12 protein-coding genes are annotated in these 17,945 nt (G+C 73.2%); 8 read left to right on the forward strand and 4 right to left on the reverse strand.

All coding sequences use genetic code 11. The features are described 5' to 3' along the window. The first annotated feature begins 40 nt into the window (after positions 1–40). Positions 41–1,588, forward strand: coding sequence for a hypothetical protein (locus tag ACJ7VY_RS04725; RefSeq protein WP_409476455.1), 1,548 nt, complete (start codon positions 41–43; stop codon positions 1,586–1,588). Here ACJ7VY_RS04725 and ACJ7VY_RS04730 read toward each other — a convergent pair. Continuing rightward, complete coding sequence (locus ACJ7VY_RS04730; protein ID WP_409476456.1) at positions 1,585–3,684, reverse strand: glycosyltransferase; 2,100 nt, start codon at positions 3,682–3,684, stop codon at positions 1,585–1,587. The two genes, ACJ7VY_RS04725 and ACJ7VY_RS04730, sit on opposite strands and share 4 nt — an antisense overlap. A 96-nt stretch (positions 3,685–3,780) precedes the next feature. On the opposite strand from ACJ7VY_RS04730, the gene mrcB reads away from it, so the two are divergent. From mrcB to tsaB, 4 genes are all read left to right on the forward strand, one after another. Further along, on the forward strand, positions 3,781–6,186 hold the full coding sequence (gene mrcB / locus ACJ7VY_RS04735) for a penicillin-binding protein 1B (protein ID WP_409476457.1): 2,406 nt from the start codon (positions 3,781–3,783) through the stop codon (positions 6,184–6,186). Positions 6,187–6,193: 7 nt separating this feature from the next. Then, the gene (locus ACJ7VY_RS04740) at positions 6,194–6,724 is read left to right on the forward strand and encodes a hypothetical protein (RefSeq protein WP_313229326.1); all 531 of its coding nucleotides are present in this window, start codon (positions 6,194–6,196) and stop codon (positions 6,722–6,724) included. Positions 6,725–6,801: 77 nt separating this feature from the next. After that, positions 6,802–8,832, forward strand: coding sequence for an ATP-dependent DNA helicase (locus ACJ7VY_RS04745; RefSeq protein WP_409476458.1), 2,031 nt, complete (start codon positions 6,802–6,804; stop codon positions 8,830–8,832). Then, a complete protein-coding gene (gene tsaB / locus ACJ7VY_RS04750; protein ID WP_409476459.1) occupies positions 8,829–9,533 on the forward strand; it encodes a tRNA (adenosine(37)-N6)-threonylcarbamoyltransferase complex dimerization subunit type 1 TsaB in 705 nt (234 codons plus the stop codon). Before ACJ7VY_RS04745 ends, tsaB begins: the two co-directional genes overlap by 4 nt. Before the next feature lie 52 nt (positions 9,534–9,585). Here tsaB and ACJ7VY_RS04755 read toward each other — a convergent pair whose 3' ends face one another. The 3 genes from ACJ7VY_RS04755 to ACJ7VY_RS04765 form a co-directional block, all read right to left on the reverse strand. Further along, positions 9,586–10,392 carry a hypothetical protein gene (locus ACJ7VY_RS04755; RefSeq protein ID WP_409476460.1) on the reverse strand — a complete coding sequence of 269 codons (807 nt, stop codon included), beginning with the start codon at positions 10,390–10,392 and terminating at the stop codon, positions 9,586–9,588. Between the two features lie 37 nt (positions 10,393–10,429). Then, a complete protein-coding gene (locus ACJ7VY_RS04760) occupies positions 10,430–11,305 on the reverse strand; it encodes a PhzF family phenazine biosynthesis protein (RefSeq protein ID WP_293762555.1) in 876 nt (291 codons plus the stop codon). 113 nt (positions 11,306–11,418) lie between these two features. Further along, on the reverse strand, positions 11,419–12,279 hold the full coding sequence (locus ACJ7VY_RS04765) for a PhzF family phenazine biosynthesis protein (RefSeq protein ID WP_409476461.1): 861 nt from the start codon (positions 12,277–12,279) through the stop codon (positions 11,419–11,421). 201 nt (positions 12,280–12,480) lie between these two features. Between ACJ7VY_RS04765 and ACJ7VY_RS04770 the strand changes: the two genes are divergently transcribed. The 3 genes from ACJ7VY_RS04770 to murD all read left to right on the forward strand — a co-directional run bounded on the left by ACJ7VY_RS04770 (position 12,481) and on the right by murD (position 17,914). Further along, a complete protein-coding gene (locus tag ACJ7VY_RS04770) occupies positions 12,481–15,090 on the forward strand; it encodes a bifunctional aspartate kinase/diaminopimelate decarboxylase (RefSeq protein WP_409476462.1) in 2,610 nt (869 codons plus the stop codon). A gap of 81 nt (positions 15,091–15,171) precedes the next feature. After that, positions 15,172–16,527: a UDP-N-acetyl-alpha-D-muramoyl-L-alanyl-L-glutamate epimerase gene (murL, locus tag ACJ7VY_RS04775; protein ID WP_409476463.1), complete on the forward strand. Its 1,356-nt coding sequence runs from the start codon at positions 15,172–15,174 to the stop codon at positions 16,525–16,527. Further along, positions 16,508–17,914, forward strand: coding sequence for a UDP-N-acetylmuramoyl-L-alanine--D-glutamate ligase (gene murD, locus ACJ7VY_RS04780; RefSeq protein ID WP_409476464.1), 1,407 nt, complete (start codon positions 16,508–16,510; stop codon positions 17,912–17,914). The genes murL and murD overlap by 20 nt, the downstream gene beginning before the upstream one ends. Positions 17,915–17,945: the final 31 nt, after the last annotated feature.

Consider the following 17,945-nt stretch of genomic DNA (forward strand, 5'->3'; position numbering starts at 1 on the left):
CGTTGCCGGCGGCGTCATCGCGGGCTGCTAGGCTGGCCGCATGCACAAGACCCGTTCCCGCCTGCCAGGATGGCTGTCGCCGCTCGTCGGGCGCGTGCACCTGTACGCGCGCTGGTGGGTGGCGCGTGGCTGGGACAGCCCGCGCGCGTGGCGCTCGATCGCCATCGGGGTGCTGCTGCTGGCGGTGCTGCTGAGCGTGTTCCGGCAGCCGCTGGCGAACCTGTTGTGGCCGGAGACCAAGATCCAGCGCCTGCTCGACGACGGCCACCGCGCGCTGCGCCAGGGCCATCTGTCCGCGGCCGATGGCAGCGGCGCGCGCGAACTGTTCGAAGCCGCCGCGGCGCTGGATCCGGACCGCGGCGACGTGCGCGACGCGCTGGCCGATACCGGGCGCGCGGCGCTGGAACAGGCGCGGCGGCAGCTGGCCGCCGGCGATGTGCCCGCCACCCGCGCGGCGCTGGCGCTGGCGCGGCAGCTGCAGGTGCCGCAGGGGGAGCTCGACGCCATCGCTGCGCACCTGCAGCGCCAGGCGCGGGAACCCGAGCGCGTCGACGACCTGCTGCGCCGCGCCGAGGCGGCACAGGCGCAGGGACGGCTGGACCAGGGCGCCGACAGCGCGCTGCCGTTGTACCAGCGGGTGCTGGCGGTACGCCCGGATCACCTGCAGGCGCTGCAGGGGCGCGACGACGCGCTGTCCGACCTGCTGGCCGCGGCGCTCGACGCGGCGCGGCGGGACGATATCCAGGCGACGGCCGGCCTGCTGCGGCGGGTGGAAGGCTACGACCCGGGGCACGCCGAACTGCCCGCGGCCCGCGCCGCGCTGAACACCGCGCTGGAGCGGCGCCGCGGCCAGGCCGCGCGCGACCTGGCGCGGGGGCGCCTGCGCCAGGCCGCGGACGGATACAGCCGGGTGCTCGCGCTCGGTGACGACCCGGTGGCGCGCCGCGGATTGCAGCAGGTCGCGCGGGCCTGGGCCGGCGAGGCCGTGCGGCTGGCCGGCGACTTCCATTTCGAGCAGGCGCGGCAGGCGCTGGAGCAGGCGCGTGCATGGGCGCCGGGCAGTGCCGACGTGGCCGCCGCCGAGCAGGCGCTGCAGCGTGCGCAGGGCGCGCACCGGGCGCTGGAGACGCGGATGCCGGCCGCCGAGCGCGAGCGCCGGGTACGCGCACTGCTGGCGCAAATGGACGCCGCGGCGGCGCAGGGGCAGTGGCTGCTGCCGCCCGGCGCCAGTGCCTACGACCGTTTCAAGGCCGCGCAGGCGCTGGCCCCCGGCGACGCGCGGGTGAAGCAGGCCGGTGCCCGCATCCTGCCCGCCGCCCGCGACTGCATGGAGCACCACCTGCAGGGCAACCGCCTGCAGGCGGCGCGCACCTGCCTGGATGCCTGGCAGGCGCTGGCGCCGGGCGATCCGCGGTTGCCCGCGGCGCGGCGGCGGCTGGCGCAGCGCTGGCTGGCGGTCGGCAGCGAACGGCTGGGCGCCGGCGACGTGGCCTTCGCCGGCCGTGCGCTGGACCAGGCGCGCGCGCTGGACCCGGCGACCCCGGAGCTGCCGGCCTTCGCCGAACGGCTGGGCAACGCCCGGCGTTAGTCCAGGAACACCCGCGTCACCACGTCGCGCGCGGCGTCCATCGAGAAATGCCGGGCAATGTTGTCCAGGCCGTTGCCGGACAGCCGCCGCCACAGGGCTTCGTCGTCGTGCAGCCGCACCACCGCGTCGGCGAACGCCGCGGCGCCGTCGGCGACCAGCACGTCCTCGCCGTCGCGCAGGTGCATGCCCTCGGCGGCGCAGCCGGTGGCCACCACCGGCTGGCCGTGGGCCATGCTCAGGTTGATCTTGCCCTTGACCCCGGCGCCGAAGCGCAGCGGGGCCACCGCGACCCGGCCACCGGCCATCCACGGCACCACGTCGGGCACGTAGCCATGCACCTGCACGCCGGGCTGCGTGGCCGCCAGCGCGCGCAGGCTGTCGGGTACGTCGGCACCGATGCAGTGGAAGTCGATGCCCGGCAGGCGTTGCCGGATCAGCGGGAACACCTCGCCGATGAACCACTGCATCGCATCCAGGTTCGGCGGGTGGTTGAAGCCGCCGACGAACACCAGCCCCTGCCGCTGCGCCCAGTCCAGCCCCTGGCCGGCGACCTCGTGCAGGTTGGACAGCAGCTCGACCCGCACGCCGGGGGCATCGACCGCCAGCTGCGCCTTCTCGGCGGCGCTGACCAGCAGGGTGACGTCGGTCGCGGCCATCACCGCCAGCTCGCTGGCCCGGGTGCGCTCGGCACTGCGCGCCAGCCGCGGGTCGCCGCTGAGCTCGGCGCCGCGGCGTTCGCGCAGGTAGTGCAGGTCGACGGTGTCGAACACGGTGCGCGCCTGCGGCGCATGGCGCCGCAGCAGCGGCAGGCATTGGCTGGCGACGTGGTGGCGCACCAGCAGCACCACCTGGAAGCGCTGGCCATGCGTGCGCAGCCACGCGCCGACGCCGTCCAGCCACGGCGCGTGCCAGACCTCCACGCCCAGCGCCTGCAGGGCGTGGGTGGCGGCGCCGCCGTGTTCGCCGCGGGTCGGCAGGAACACCACGTGGGCGCCGCCGGCCAGCAGCATGCGGATCAGGTTGAACTGGCGCAGCGAGGCCGAATCGCGGTCCGGGCGCGGCACCGCTTCGTCGATGATCAGCACCTGGCGCTGGCCCCGGTGCAGCAGCGCCGGGCCCGGCACGCTGCCCGCCGGCAGCTGCCGCGCCAGCGCGGTGCGCCAGGCGTCGGCGAACACCTGCTGGTTGCGCACCTGCCAGGCCTTGACCCCGCTGCCGGTGTCGGTGCCGTTGCTGGTGCCTTCGTCGTGCACCACGCGGCTGGCCGGCTGCACCAGCACGCGGTGGCCGGCGGCGCGCACCTTGAACGCCAGGTCGGTGTCCTCGTAGTAGGCCGGCGCATAGCGCGCATCCAGCCCGCCGAACCGCGCCAGCAGCGCACGCGGAATGGCCAGCGCCGCGCCGGAACAGTAATCGGCGTCGCGCAGGCTGGCGTAGCGCGGGTCCTCCGGCGATTCGAAACGACCGTAGCTCCAGCAACTGCCGTCGTCGAACACCACGCCGCCCGATTCCTGCAGGCGACCATCCGGATACAGCAACTGGGCACCGACCAGGCCGGCCTGCGGAATCTGCACGAAGGTGTCGAGCAGGGCGTCCAGCCAGCCCGGTTGCGGCACGGTGTCATTGTTCAGCAGCACCACGTACTGGCCGCGGGCCAACCGCAGGCCGTCGTTGCAGGCGGCGATGAAGCCACCGTTCTCCGCGCGGCGGTGGTAGCGCAGGCCGTCGATCCGCGCCATCCAGCCAGCGGTCTCGTCGCTGCTGCCGTCGTCGACCACCAGGATCTCGCAGGCCGCCGCCGGCGGATGCGCGGCCAGTGCGCGCAGGCACGCCAGGGTATGCGCGGCATGGTTGTAGACCGGGATCACGATGTTGGCCAGCGGCTCGGCGCTGCTGGGCACGGCGAATGGCGCGAAGGCGGCCGCGGCCGGCGCGTACAACGGCGCGCGCCGCGGTGGCGGCTGCCGCCGCAGGCGCACGCCGACGCGCTGCAGGGTGGTGCGCCAGCCGCGGGTGCGCAGGCTGGCCAGGCCGCGGCGGATCAGGCCGACGATGCGGGCGAGGTGGTAGCGCGCATCGGCCGGGGACATCGACATTCGGTTGCAACTCCAGCTTAAGCAGGTGGGGGCCGGCAGCGGTGCGGTGGCGCGAGGCTGCGTTAGACTCGCCTGAACCTACATTCTCGCATCCCCGTGCCGCGACGCTACGATACCGACGAACTGGACGACGATACCGACGAGCCGGGCACGCCCTGGCGCAACCGGTTGATCACCTGGGGCCTGGCCGCCGCCGCCCTTGGCCTCGGTTTCCTGATCCCGTATACGCTGTACCTGAACTCGCAGGTGACCCAGCGCTTCGGCGAGCTGCGCTGGCAGATCCCGACCCGGGTCTATGCCAGGCCGCTGGTGCTGGCGCCGGGCGTGGCGATGAACGCCGGCACGCTCAAGACCGAGCTGGCGGCGTCGGCCTATCGCGATGACGGCATCGGCCAGAGCCCGGGCACTTACCGGCTGCAGGACGGCCGGTTCACCATTTCCAGCCGTGGCTATGTCGATGTCGACGGGCGCGTGGCGCCGCGCCGGATCGACGTGGTGATCTCCGGTGGCCAGGTCGCCTCGCTGCGCGATGCCGCGCAGCGCAAGCCGCTCAAGGCCGCGCGGCTGGACCCGGCGCGCATCGCCACCCTCTACGGGCAGAAGCAGGAGGAACGGCGGCTGGTGCGCATCGCCGAAGCGCCGGAGCTGCTGGTCACCGGCCTGCAGGCGGTGGAGGACAAGGATTTCAACAGCCACCACGGCATCGACCTGAGCGGCATCGTGCGCGCGGTCTGGGTGACGGTGCGCTCCGGCGGCAAGGTGCGCCAGGGCGCCAGCACGCTGACCCAGCAGCTGGCGCGCAGCGGCCTGCTCGGCATCGGCAAGGAACAGACCCTCACCCGCAAGTTCAACGAGGTGCTGTACGCGCTGATCATGGAAGCGCGCTACGACAAGCAGGTGATCCTGGAGGCCTACCTCAACCAGGTCTACCTGGGGCAGCGCGGCAGCCAGGCGATCCACGGCGTGGCGTCGGGCGCCGAGTTCTGGTTCGGGCGCGATCTGAATTCGCTGACCACCGAGCAGGTGGCGCTGCTGATCGGGCTGGTGAAGGGGCCGTCCTACTACGATCCGCGGCGCAACCCCGAGCGCGCGCTGGACCGCCGCAACTTCGTGCTGGGCAAGCTGCACGAGAACGACCTGATCGACGCGGCCGAGTACCAGCGCGCGCTGAAGGCGCCGCTGGGGGTGCCGAAGGTGCCGGGGCTGGCGGCGGCCAACCGCTTCCCGGCCTATATCGACCTGGTGCGCCGCCAGCTTGGCCATGACTACCCGGAAAGCACCCTGCAGGGCGCGGGCCTCAACGTCCTCACCGGCATGTCGCCCTCGGCCCAGGCCTACGCCGAAGGCGCGGTGGCGCATACGGTCAAGTCGCTGGAGAACAAGCGCCGCCCCGAGCTGCAGGCGGGGCTGGTGCTGACCGACGTGCACAACGGCGACGTGCTGGCGGTGGTCGGCAGCCGCGATGTCGCCGAGCCGGGCTTCAACCGCGCCATCGACGCGCAGCGGCCGGTCGGTTCGCTGCTCAAGCCGTTCGTGTACCTGCTGGCGCTGGCGCAGCCGGACCGCTGGTCGCTGGCGACCTGGGTCGAGGACACCCCGGTGACCGTGCAGCTCAGCCGCGGGCGCAACTGGACCCCGGGCAACGCCGACAACCGCAGCCACGGCACGGTGCGCCTGATCGACGCGCTGGCCCGCTCCTATAACCAAGCCACGGTGCGGGTCGGCATGCAGGTCGGGCCCGAGCGCATCACCCAGCTGATCCACGTCCTGGCCGGGCTCAAGGCCGAAGCCAACCCGGCAGTGATCCTGGGCTCCACCGACCAGAGCCCCTACGGCATGGCGCAGCTGTACCAGTTCCTGGCCTCCGGCGGCGAGATCCAGCCGCTGCACGCCGTGCGCGGGGTGGTCGACGCGCAGGGCACGCTGCTCAAGCGTTACGACAAGAGCCCGGCGCCGGCCCAGGAGGGCGATTCCATCGCCGCCAACCTGATCAGCGTGGCGCTGCAGCAGGTGGTGTCCAGCGGTACCGCCTCCGGGCTCAACGCCGACGGCCTCGGCCGGCTGCAGCCGGCCGGCAAGACCGGCACCACCAACGACGGCCGCGACAGCTGGTACGCCGGCTACACCGGCGACCACCTGGCGGTGGTGTGGATGGGCAACGACCAGAACGAGCAGGCCGGCCTGTTCGGCGCCACCGGCGCGATGCGGGTGTGGTCGGGCATCTTCCGCAACCTGCCGAGCCGGCCGCTGCGGGTGAACAGCAAGGGCCTGGACTGGCAGTACGTGGCCGCCGAAGGCACCAACAGCACCGACGAAGGCTGCCCGGGCGCACGCCGGCTGCCGTTCGTGGCCGGCTTCGCCCCGGCCTACGCGCCGTGCGCGCCGCAGGCGGTGCCGGAAGAGGAGACCCAGGAAGGCGGGGGCTGGCGCAGCTGGTTCGGGCTGGACCGCAAGGAACCGGCCGCGGCGTCAAGCACGCCTTCAGACGCGCCTGCGCGATAATGGCGGCATGAACCACACGCTCCCGATCCACCGCGCACTGGCCGTCCTGGCCGCCTCCCTGGCCCTGGCCGCCTGCACCAGCACGCCACCCCCGCCGCCGCCCCCGGTCGATACCACCACGCCTGCCCAGCGCATGGCCGCGGTACAGGCTGCCGCCGGCGCCGACGACAAGGAAGTGACCGTGCAGCCGCTGCGCGACCCGCAGGTGGACGACCTGCGCCAGATCGCCGGTGAACGCCGCGGGGCCGGCGACCTGGCCGGTGCCGCCGATGCGCTGAACCAGGCCCTGCTGCTGGTCGAGGACGACCCGGCGATCCTGCAGGAACGCGCCGAGATCGCGCTGCTGCAGGGCGACTGGGCGCGCGCCGAGACGCTGGCGCGCAAGGCGCTCGCGCTGGGCTCGCGCACCGGGCCGCTGTGCCGCCGCCACTGGGCCACCATCGAGCAGACGCACCTGGCGCGCGTGGAGAAGGAAAACGCCGCGTCGGCGCATGCGCAGATCGAAGCCTGCACCGTGCCGGGGATCATCCGCTATTGAGGGGCCGGGGATCGCAGGCCTGCGGCCCGTGGGCGCCGGCTTCCCGCTGATTCCTGGCCTCCGGCCCCGGACCTCCGATGCTTAGAACCGCCAGCCGTGAAGCCCTCAGCGCCGACGGCGCGCTCGCGCGGCAGCTCGACGCCTTCACCCCGCGCGCGGCGCAACTGCGCCTGGCCGAGGCCATCGCCGATGCCTTCCAGCAGCGCGACGTACTGCTGGCCGAGGCCGGCACCGGCACCGGCAAGACCTTTGCCTACCTGGTGCCGGCGCTGCTGTCCGGGCTGAAGACCATCGTCAGCACCGGCACCCGCGCGCTGCAGGACCAGCTCTACCACCGCGACCTGCCACGGGTGCGCGCCGCGCTCGGCGTCGGCCACCGCAGCGCGCTGCTCAAGGGCCGCGCCAACTACCTGTGCCGCTACCGGCTGGACCAGGCGCGCGGGGAACCGCGCCTGGCCTCGCCCGAACAGGCCGCGCAGTTCCAGCGCATCGTCGCCTGGGCCGGGCGCACGCAGTTCGGCGACGTGGCCGAACTCGACGGGCTGGCCGACGACTCGCCGCTGCTGCCGATGGTCACGTCCACCGTCGACAACTGCCTGGGCAGCGACTGCCCGTTCTGGAGCGAGTGCTTCGTGGTGCAGGCGCGGCAGCGCGCGCAGGAGGCCGACCTGGTGGTGGTCAACCACCACCTGCTGCTGGCCGACCTGGCGCTCAAGCAGGAAGGTTTCGGCGAGATCCTGCCGGGCGCGCAGGCGTTCGTGATCGACGAGGCGCACCAGCTGCCGGAACTGGCGGCCGGGTTCTTCGGCGAAGGCTTCGGCATGCGCCCGTGGCAGGAGCTGGCGCGCGACTGCCTGGCCGAATGCCGCGGCGTGGCCGGCGCGCAGCCGGTGCTGCAGCCGCCGGTGGCGGCGCTGGAAATGGCATTGCGGCAACTGCGCGCGGCGATGGAGCCGTTGCCGCCGCGCGGCACCCAGTGGCGTGCGCTGGCGGTGCCGGCGGTGGCCGAGGGCTTCGACGTGCTGGCCACGGCGCTGGCCGGGTTGCGCGATGCGCTGGCCGGCGTGCGCGAGGCGTCGCCGGGGCTGGACGCGTGCCATGCACGCGCGCTCGAAGGCGCGGCGCGGCTGGCGCGCTGGCTGGGCGAGGATGCGCCGCTGCCCGATTTCGAAAGCGATGACGCCGACATCGGCGCCGCCGGCAACGACGTGCTCTGGTACGAGCTGACGCCGCGCGGTTTCCGCTGCCAGCGCACCCCGCTGGACGTATCCGGGCCGCTGCGCGAACACCGCCTGCGCTCGCACGCGGCCTGGGTGTTCACCTCGGCCACGCTGACCGTCGATGGCGACTTCGGCCACCTGGCCGCGCGCCTGGGGCTGGACGACCCGCACACCCTGGTCCAGCCCAGCCCGTTCGACTGGCCGGTGCAGGCGCTGTGCTACCTGCCGCCGCAGCTGCCCGATCCGGCCGCGCGCGGCTTCGGTGCCGCGCTGATCGCCACCCTGCGCCCGGTGCTGGAGGCTTCGCAGGGGCGTGCGTTCCTGCTGTTCGCCTCGCACCGCGCGCTGCGCGAGGCCGCCGATGCGCTGCGCGGCGGGCCGTGGCCGCTGTTCGTGCAGGGCGAGGCGCCCCGCGCCAGCCTGCTGCAGCGTTTCCGCGAATCGGGCAACGGCGTGCTGCTGGGCTCGGCCAGTTTCCGCGAAGGCGTGGACGTGGCCGGCGACGCGCTGAGCGTGGTGGTGATCGACAAGCTGCCCTTCGCCGCGCCGGACGACCCGGTATACGAGGCGCGGCTGGACGCGATCCGCCGCACCGGTGGCAACCCGTTCCGCGACGAACAGCTGCCGCAGGCGGTGATCGCGCTCAAGCAGGGCGTGGGCCGGCTGATCCGCAGCGAGAGCGACCGCGGCGTGCTGGTGCTGTGCGACCCGCGCCTGCTCAGCCGCGGCTACGGGCGCGTGTTCCTGGATTCGCTGCCGCCGTTCCGCCGCACCCGCGAACTGGCCGATGTGCAGGCGTTCTTTGCGCGACAATGGCAGCCCGATGCCGACGCGCCGGGCATGGAAACCGCCATGCCGCCCCTTCCCGATCCCGATGTGACCCCATGAAGCTGCTCGCCCTGGAAACCGCCACCGAAGCCTGTTCCGTCGCCCTGCATGTGGACGGGCAGGTACTGGAACGCTTCGAGATCGCGCCGCGCCGGCATGCGGAACTGACCCTGCCGTGGGCGGAACAGCTGCTGGCCGAAGCCGGCATCGCCCGCGCGCAGCTGGACGCCATCGCCCTGGGCCGCGGCCCCGGCGCGTTCACCGGCGTGCGCCTGGCCATCGCCATCGCCCAGGGCATCGCCCTGGCGCTGGACCGGCCGCTGCTGCCGGTGTCCACGTTGCAGGTGCTGGCGATGCAGGCGCCCGCCGACGCCAGCCACGTGCTGGCCAGCATCGATGCGCGCATGGGCGAGGTCTACGCCGCGCGCTGCGTGCGCCGTGGCGATGGCCTGTGGGACGAACAGGGCGCGGAAGTGGTGATTGCCCCGGAAGCGCTGCAGCTGCCCGACGATGGCAGCCGCTGGGCCGGGGTCGGCACCGGTTTCGCCGCCGCCGAGGGGCTGCTGGCCACGCGCCTGCAGGCGCGGCTGTTGTCGGTCGATGCGCAGGCGCTGCCGCGCGCATCGGACGTGTTGAAGCTCGCCGTGCCGGCCTTCGCCCGCGGCGAGGGCATCGCCCCCGAACGGGTGCAGCCGGCCTACCTGCGCGACAACGTCGCGCTCACCCTGGTCGAACAGCAGGCGCTGCGCGCTTCGCGCTGAACTACCCGCACGGGCCCTGCCGGGAAGGCGCCAGGCGCGGTGAGCCCCGCACCTACCGGGGCCGGTTGCCGCCGGCATCCAGCAGCGCATTGAGTTGTCCGATCATCGCGTCGTCGTAGCCGATGCCCTGCGCTGTCTGCGGCCGTGGCGCCGGCGCATCGGCATCGCGCAGTTCGGCGCGCAATCCGCTGCTGGCGCCGTAGATCGGCGCCGCGACCGTGAAACCCCGCACGGGGTGCGTGTCGAACAGCGCCCGGTACAGCTGCACCGCATCGAGCAGCGTCAGTGCCGGCCCGGGATGCATGCCGTCGGCGTCGTACCAGGCGAGCGTGCCGGCACCGGTGGAGAGCCGGCGCAGGCTTTCGGAAATCTCCACGTAGCCGATGCCGGCCTGCGTGGCGGCGGCGCGTTCGGCCTGGACAATCGCCGCCGACGCGCGGGGATGGGGCTGGTAGCTGCCCAGCAGCAACACCCGTGCGCCGGCCTGGCGGCCCGCCACGGCCAGTGCCTGCACCGCCTCCCGCGACGCCCGGCAGGCATCCTCGCCGGCGCCACAGAGCAGCTCGCCGCCGCGTTCCTGCAGCACTAGCACCGCCGGCCGGTAGCGGGCCAGCGCCCGCAGCACGCTGCCGTCGGCCACCCGCTGTTCGAGCGTGGCGCCGCCCTGCACGAGCATCGCGGCGTGCATGTGCTGCCCGTTGGCATTGGCCAGTGCGGCGAACGTGGCCGGCAGGTTGCCGACATAGGTCAGGCTGTTGCCGACGAACAGCACGCGCTGCGGCGCTGCCGGTTGCGTGGCACCGGCAGGCATCTGCATGCCGGCCAACAGCAGCGACAACGCCAGCATCCATCGACGCATGCGGACGACCTCTCCTTGGACTGTCGGTACGACCGCGCTACCAGTCGATGGTTCCGCGGATCACCGTCTGCACCTGGCCGCCGGACCACACGTCGCCGTGCGCGTCGATGCGCAGTTCCAGCAGTGCGTCGTGGCCGACCTCGCGGCCCTGGCTGACGCTGTAGCGGCCGCCGTGGCCGGGCAGCGCGCCGCGTTCGTCCAGCCACGCGGCGAGCACCGCATTGGCGGCGCCGGAGGCGGCGTCCTCGAAGCGGCGGCCGTTGCCGACGAAGGCGCGCACCGCCAGGTCGTGCGCCTGGCCATGGCTGCGGGCGTAGGCGAACACGCCCATCGCGCCGCTGGCCTCGGCCAGGGTGGCGATGGCGTCCCAGTCGGGGGCGAGGGCGCGCAGGGCGGCCTCGTCGGCCAGTTCCAGCAGCCACCAGCGGCGGCCGCCGTCCATCAGCACCGGCGGCAGCGCGCCCAGCGCCCAGCCGGCGATGGCCGGGCGCAGCCGCGCATCGGCGGCGTCCACGATCTCCGCCACCGATGCGCGCGGGGTGCGGATGGCGATGCGGCGGACGCCGTCGATCGTGTCCACCCGCAGCGGCAGCTGCCCGGCGATGCCGTCCTGCACCAGCAGGCCGTCGACCGGCGTGGCCAGGCCGCATTCCAGCACCGCATGCGCGCTGCCGACGCTGGGGTGGCCGGCGAACGGCACTTCCTTCTGTGGCGCGAACATGCGGATGCGGTAGCTGCTGCCCGGCGTGGTGGGCGGGAATACGAAGGTGGTCTCGGGAAGGCGGGTCCAGCGGGCGATGGCCTGCATGGCAGTATCGTCCAGGCCGTCGGCGTCGAGCACCACGGCCAGCGGGTTGCCGGTGCCGGGGCGCGGGGCGAAGACGTCCAGTTGCAGGAAGCGGCGGGTAGTCATGGGGATTCCGTGGGGTAGGGGAGATATCCGCAGGCGCGGCGTGGCGCGCGATCGGCCTCACCGGGAAGGTTCCCGCGCACGCAAGTGCGCACCTGCGGGCAGGGGGGCGGCGGTTACCAGTCGAGGTGGCCGCCGATGACCGGCTGCACCTCGCCGCCGATCCAGACATGGCCCTCGTCGTCCACCTGCACATGGACCTCGCCGTTGCGGCCGCGCTCGCGGCCCTGGCTGGCGCGGTAGTGCTGCCCGGGCGTGAGCCGGCCCTGGGCCAGCAGGTGCGCGGCGACCAGTGCGTTGGCGCTGCCGGTCACCGGGTCTTCGTCGATGCCGACGCCGGGGGCGAAGGCGCGCACCACGTACTGGTAGCCGACGTCGGGCCGCGCCGCGGCGGCGAACACGGCGAGCTTGCCGTTGCCGGGCAGGGCGGCGATGGCCGCCAGTTCCGGCCGGTAGCGGCGCAGCGCGGCTTCGTCGCCGGCCTCCAGCAGCCACCAGTCCGGGCCGTTGTTCCACAGCGCCGGCGCCACGCCCGGGTGTGCCAGTGCGGCCAGCCCCGGCGGCAGCGCGGGCGTGGCCGCGTCGCGCTGTTCCGCGCGCGGGCTGCGCACGTGCAGCAGGCGGAAACGGCTACTGCCCTGCACCCGCACCGGCAGCAGGCCGGCGGCGCACTGCTGCAGCAGCCGGCCGTGGTCGTCGGCCGTCGCCAGGCCATGCTCCAGCGCGGCCCAGGCCGCGCCCACGCTGGGGTGGCCGGCGAAGGGCAGCTCCATCCTCGGGGTGAAGATGCGGATGCGGTAACCGGCGCCGGCGTCGGGCGGCAGGAAGAACACCGTCTCGGACAGGTTCAGCCAGGCGGCGATGGCCTGCATGGCGGCATCGTCCAGGCCGTCGGCATCGAGCACGACGCCCAGCGGGTTGCCGGCGCCCGGGCGCGCGGCGAAGACGTCCAGTTGCAGATAGCGGCGTGCGGTCATGGCAGGGGTCCAGGCGGGGGCCGGCCAGCATAGGCCGCGCGCGCCGGCATCGCGAGCCCGGACGCCCTCCGCGCGCGCCGCCGTGGCCACCGGCGCAACGCGGTCGCCCGCAACCGGCGGCGGCGCGGGGCGGGGCATGGCTATAGAATCGACGGTTCCGCCCGCCTGTCGGGTCTTTCCCCACCGTGAACCCCCACGCCAATGTCCTCTTCCCCCCTCGTCGATCGCTGGATCGTCCTCAAGTTCGGTGGCACCTCGGTGTCGCGTCGTCATCGTTGGAACACGATCGGGGAACTGGCGAAAAAACGTGCGGACGAGACCGGTGGCCGCGTGCTGGTGGTGGTGTCCGCGCTGTCGGGCGTGACCAATGAGCTGACCGCGATCGCCGACGGCGCCGCCGACAGCCGCGAGCGGGTCGTCGCGCTGGTCGCGCGCCACAACGCGTTCCTGGCCGAGCTGGAGCTGGGCCAGGAGGTGCTGGCCGCGCGGCTGGCGGCACTGCAGGCGCTGCTCGACGACCCGCGCGCGGCCCACCGCCCGCTGGACTGGCAGGCCGAGGTGCTGGGCCAGGGCGAACTGCTGTCCTCCACCATCGGCGCGGCCTACCTGCGCGGCAACGGCCTGGATTTCGGCTGGATGGACGCGCGCGACTGGCTGCATGCGCAGCCGCCGGCGCCCAACCAGAGCGCCTGGTCGCAGCGGCTGTCGGTGAACTGCCAGTGGCAGGGCGACGCCGGGTTCCGCCAGCGCTTCGCGGCGCAGCCCACGCGCATGCTGATCACCCAGGGCTTCATTTCCCGCCACGGCGACGGCGGCACCGCGATCCTCGGCCGCGGCGGCTCGGATACCTCGGCCGCGTACTTCGGCGCGCTGCTGGGCGCCAGCCGGGTGGAGATCTGGACCGACGTGCCGGGCATGTTCAGCGCCAACCCGAAGGACGTGCCCGACGCGCGCCTGCTCACCCGGCTGGATTATTACGAGGCGCAGGAAATCGCCACCACCGGCGCCAAGGTGCTGCACCCGCGCTCGATCAAGCCGTGCCGCGACGCCGGGGTGCCGATGGCGATCCTGGATACCGAGCGCCCGCACATGCCCGGCACCAGCATCGACGGCAGCGCCGAGCCGGTGCCGGGGGTCAAGGCGATCAGCCGCCGCAACGGCATCGTGCTGGTGTCGATGGAAGGCATCGGCATGTGGCAGCAGGTCGGCTTCCTCGCCGACGTGTTCGACCTGTTCCGCCGGCATGGCCTGTCGGTGGACCTGATCGGCTCGGCCGAGACCAACGTCACCGTCTCGCTGGATCCGTCCGAGAACCTGGTCAGCACCGACGTGCTGGCCGCGCTGTCGGCCGACCTGTCGCGGATCTGCAAGGTCAAGGTGATCGTGCCGTGCGCGGCCATCACCCTGGTCGGCCGCGGCATGCGCTCGCTGCTGTACAAGCTCTCGGACGTGTGGGCCACGTTCGGCAAGGAGCGCGTGCACATGATCTCGCAGTCGTCCAACGACCTGAACCTGACCTTCGTGATCGACGAGGCCGACGCCGACGGGCTGTTGCCGATCCTGCACGATGAACTGATCGACAGCGGCGCCATGCCGGTCTACGAGGAGCAGGTGTTCGGCCCGCGCTGGCGCGAGATCACCGGCAGCGTGCGCCCGCGGCCGACGCCGTGGTGGCGCGCGCCGCGCGCGCGCGGGCAGCTGCTGGAACTGGCCGCGCAGGGCACGCCGCGCTACGTGTACCACCTGCCCACGGTGCGCGCGCGCGCGCGCCAGCTGCAGGCGGTGGCGGCGCTGGACCGCCGCTACTACGCGATCAAGGCCAACCCGCACCCGGCCATCCTGCGCGCGCTGGCCGACGAAGGCTTCGGCCTGGAGTGCGTTTCGCTGGGCGAGGTCGAGCACGTGTTCGAGGTGTTGCCGGAGCTGGCGCCGGCGCGGGTGCTGTTCACCCCCAGTTTCGCCCCGATCGGCGAGTACGCCGCGGCGCTGGCGCGCGGGGTCAACGTCACCGTGGACAACGTCGAGCTGCTGCGGCGCTGGCCGGAGGTGTTCGGCGACCGCACGCTGTGGCTGCGGATCGACCTGGGCCATGGCGACGGCCACCACCGCAAGGTCAATACCGGTGGCAAGGAGGCCAAGTTCGGCCTGTCGGCGCAGCGGGTGGACGAATTCATGGACGTGGCGCGCGGCCTCGGCGTGCGCGTCACCGGCATCCACGCCCACCTGGGCAGCGGCGTGGAGAGCAGCGGCCACTGGCAGCAGGTGGTGGACGAGCTGGCCGGCTTCGCGCGCCGCATCGGCAGCGTGGAGATCCTCGACATCGGCGGTGGCCTGCCGGTGCCGTACAGCGACGACGACGAACCGTTCGACCTGGACGCCTGGGCCGCCGGCCTGGCCGCGGTCAAGGCGGTGCACCCGGCGTTCCAGCTGGCGGTCGAGCCGGGCCGCTTCCTGGTCGCCGAGGCCGGCGTGCTGCTGGCCCATGCCACCCAGGTGGTGGAAAAGGATGGCGTGCGCCGGGTCGGCCTGGACGCCGGCATGAACGCGCTGCTGCGCCCGGCGCTGTACGACGCCTGGCACGACATCGCCAACCTGTCGCGGCTGGAAGACGCGCGCGACCTCGACTTCAGCGTGGTCGGGCCGATCTGCGAATCCAGCGACGTGTTCGCGCAGCGGGTGAAGCTGCCGTCCACCACCGCCCCCGGCGACGTCATGCTGATCGCCGACGCCGGCGCCTACGGCTTCAGCATGGCCAGCCGCTACAACCAGCGCGCGCTGCCGTGCGAGGACATCATCGACGATGCGTCCTGACCTCCGCGCCGCCCTTGCCCCCTCGTTCCGCCGCGCCCACGCAGCACCGCGCGCGGCACCCCGCTTGATTCCGGATACGCCATGACAGCTTTCGACAAAGACCAGGTTTCCCGCTTCCGTTTCGTCCGCTGCGAGTTCGCCGCGGACACCGGCGTGGCGCGGCTGGTGTACGCCTTCGACGACGGCCCGGAGATGACCGAGACCGTCACCGTGCCGGGCGCGCCGTTCCACCTGGACCCGGCGCGTGCGGCGGCGGTGCAGCGCGCGCTGCGGCTGCTGCACCTGGTCGCCGGGGTGAGTTACTACAAGGCGGCGGTGCCGGCGCAGGTGGCCATCGACAGCTACGCCATCGACGCCGCGACCGCGGCGCTGGTGGAAACGGTCTACCTCAACGGCCTGGGCGAGTTCGCCTACCGCAACGGGCTGAACCTGCGTGGCCGCTTCCGGTTGCCGGTGGAGGCGCAGGCCGAACCGGCGGCGCAGCCGCTGGGCCTGCGCGAACACGCCCTGGTCGCCATCGGCGGCGGCAAGGATTCGCTGGTCAGCATCGAGGCGCTGCGCCACGCCGGCGTGGCCGCGACCGTCACCTGGATCGGCGGCTCGCAGCTGATCCGCGCCTGCGCCGAGCGCACCGGCCTGCCGATGCTCAACATCGGCCGCGCGCTGGCGCCGGAGCTGTTCGAACTCAACCGCCAGGGCGCGTGGAACGGCCACATTCCGGTGACCGCGGTGAACTCGGCGATCATGCTGCTGGCGGCGCTGGTGCAGGGCGTGGACCAGGTGGTGTTCTCCAACGAGCGCTCGGCCAGCTACGGCAGCCAGATCGCCGGCACCGGCGAGGTCAATCACCAGTGGTCCAAGGGCTGGGCGTTCGAGAAGGCGTTCGGCGAACACGTGCAGCGGCACGTCGCCGCCGACCTGCATTACTACTCGCTGCTGCGGCCGCTGTCCGAGCTGGCGGTGGCGCGGCAGTTCGCCAGGACCGACTACTACGACGCGCATTTCTCCAGCTGCAACCGCAATTTCCACATCCTCGGCGAGCGCCCGGTGAACCGCTGGTGCGGGGTCTGCCCGAAGTGCCACTTCGTGTTCCTGGCGCTGGCGCCGTTCATGCCCAAGACCCGGTTGGTGCGCATCTTCGGCCGCAACCTGCTCGACGACGGCGACCAGGCCGGCGGCTTCGACGCGCTGCTGGAATTCCAGGACCACAAGCCGTTCGAGTGCGTGGGCGAAGGCAGGGAGTCGCGCGCGGCGATGGCGGCCCTGGCCGCGCGCCCGGAATGGAAGGAAGACGTGCTGGTCAAGCGGTTCGCCCAGGTGATCCAGCCGACCCTGGCGGCCGACGAACTGAAGATCGAGCCGCTGCTGGTGATCGACGGCGAGCACCGCATCCCCGCCGGCCTGTGGGAGCGCCTGCGTGCGGATTTCGCAGCTTGAGGGGCAGCGCGTCGCGCTGTGGGGCTGGGGCCGCGAGGGCCGCGCCGCCTTCCACGCGCTGCGCGAACGGCTGCCCGGCCTGGCGTTGACACTGTTCTGCCCCGAGGCCGAAGCCGCGGCCGCGCGCGCCGAAACCGCCGGTGCGCTGCAGGTGCGAAGCGCGGTCAGCGGCGAGGCGCTGGCAGGCTTCGACGTGGTGGTGAAATCGCCCGGGATCAGCCCGTACCGGCCCGAGGCATTGGCCGCCGCGGCAAGTGGCACGCAGTTCATCGGCGGCACCTCGCTGTGGTTCAGCGAGCACGCGCGCGCCGACGGCACGCTGCCGGACACCGTGTGCGTGACCGGCACCAAGGGCAAGAGCACCACCACCTCGCTGCTGGCGCACCTGCTGCGCGCGGCCGGGCACCGCACCGGGCTGGCCGGCAACATCGGCCTGCCGCTGCTGGAAGTGCTCGACCCGCAACCGGCGCCGGCGTACTGGGCGGTGGAACTGTCCAGCTACCAGACCGGCGAGGTCGCGCGCAGCGGTACGCGGCCGGACGTGGCCATCGTGCTCAACCTGTTTCCCGAGCACCTGGACTGGCACGGCAGCGAGCAGCGCTACATCGACGACAAGCTGTCGCTGGTGACCGGTGGCCACCCGCGGGTGGCGGTACTCAACGCCGCCGATCCGCACCTGCGCGCGCTGCAGCTGCCGCACAGCCAGGTGGTGTGGTTCAACCAGGCCGAAGGCTGGCACATGGTCGGCGAGGTGGTGCACCGCGGCGCGCAGCCGGTCTTCGATACCTCCGACACGCCGCTGCCGGGCCGCCACAACCGCGGCAACCTGTGCGCGGTGCTGGCGGCGCTGGAGGCGCTGGGGCTGGACGCGGTGGCGCTGGCGCCGGCGGTGCGCGGCTTCCGCCCGCTGCCCAACCGCCTGCAGCTGCTGGGCGAGCGCGACGGCCTGCGCTGGGTCAACGACTCGATCAGCACCACGCCGCATGCCTCGCTGGCGGCGCTGGACTGCTTCGCCGGGCAGCGCATCGCATTGCTGGTCGGTGGCCACGACCGCGGCCTGGACTGGCACGACTTCGCCGCGCACATGCGCGACCATGCGCCGCTGGAAATCATCACCATGGGCGGCAACGGGCCGCGCATTCATGCGCTGCTGCAGCCGCTGGCCGGCGAAGGCCGCTTCGGCCTGCATGCCGCCGCCGACCTGCCGCACGCGGTCGCGCTGGCGCGGGCCGCGCTCGGGGAGCAGGGCGGGGTGGTGCTGCTGTCGCCGGGCGCGCCGAGCTTCGGGGCCTACCGCGACTACGTGGCGCGCGGCCGCCACTTCGCCGAACTGGCCGGCTTCGACCCGGACAGCATCAGCGCGATCCCGGGGCTGGGGGTCGGCTGACGGCGCGTATCCGGGCGGTCGGGGTTGCCGG

The organism is Stenotrophomonas sp. Y-13 (genome assembly GCF_046267925.1).
Classification (GTDB): domain Bacteria; phylum Pseudomonadota; class Gammaproteobacteria; order Xanthomonadales; family Xanthomonadaceae; genus Stenotrophomonas; species Stenotrophomonas acidaminiphila_A.

Bases quoted from the DNA above. Each gene is read 5' to 3' on its own strand.
- ACJ7VY_RS04725 (WP_409476455.1), top strand. From the start codon at position 41: ATGCACAAGACCCGTTCCCGCCTGCCAGGATGGCTGTCGCCGCTCGTC.
- ACJ7VY_RS04730 (WP_409476456.1), bottom strand. From the start codon at position 3,684: ATGTCGATGTCCCCGGCCGATGCGCGCTACCACCTCGCCCGCATCGTC.
- ACJ7VY_RS04740 (WP_313229326.1), top strand. From the start codon at position 6,194: ATGAACCACACGCTCCCGATCCACCGCGCACTGGCCGTCCTGGCCGCC.
- ACJ7VY_RS04745 (WP_409476458.1), top strand. From the start codon at position 6,802: ATGCTTAGAACCGCCAGCCGTGAAGCCCTCAGCGCCGACGGCGCGCTC.
- tsaB (WP_409476459.1), top strand. From the start codon at position 8,829: ATGAAGCTGCTCGCCCTGGAAACCGCCACCGAAGCCTGTTCCGTCGCC.
- ACJ7VY_RS04755 (WP_409476460.1), bottom strand. From the start codon at position 10,392: ATGCGTCGATGGATGCTGGCGTTGTCGCTGCTGTTGGCCGGCATGCAG.
- ACJ7VY_RS04760 (WP_293762555.1), bottom strand. From the start codon at position 11,305: ATGACTACCCGCCGCTTCCTGCAACTGGACGTCTTCGCCCCGCGCCCC.
- ACJ7VY_RS04765 (WP_409476461.1), bottom strand. From the start codon at position 12,279: ATGACCGCACGCCGCTATCTGCAACTGGACGTCTTCGCCGCGCGCCCG.
- ACJ7VY_RS04770 (WP_409476462.1), top strand. From the start codon at position 12,481: ATGTCCTCTTCCCCCCTCGTCGATCGCTGGATCGTCCTCAAGTTCGGT.
- murL (WP_409476463.1), top strand. From the start codon at position 15,172: ATGACAGCTTTCGACAAAGACCAGGTTTCCCGCTTCCGTTTCGTCCGC.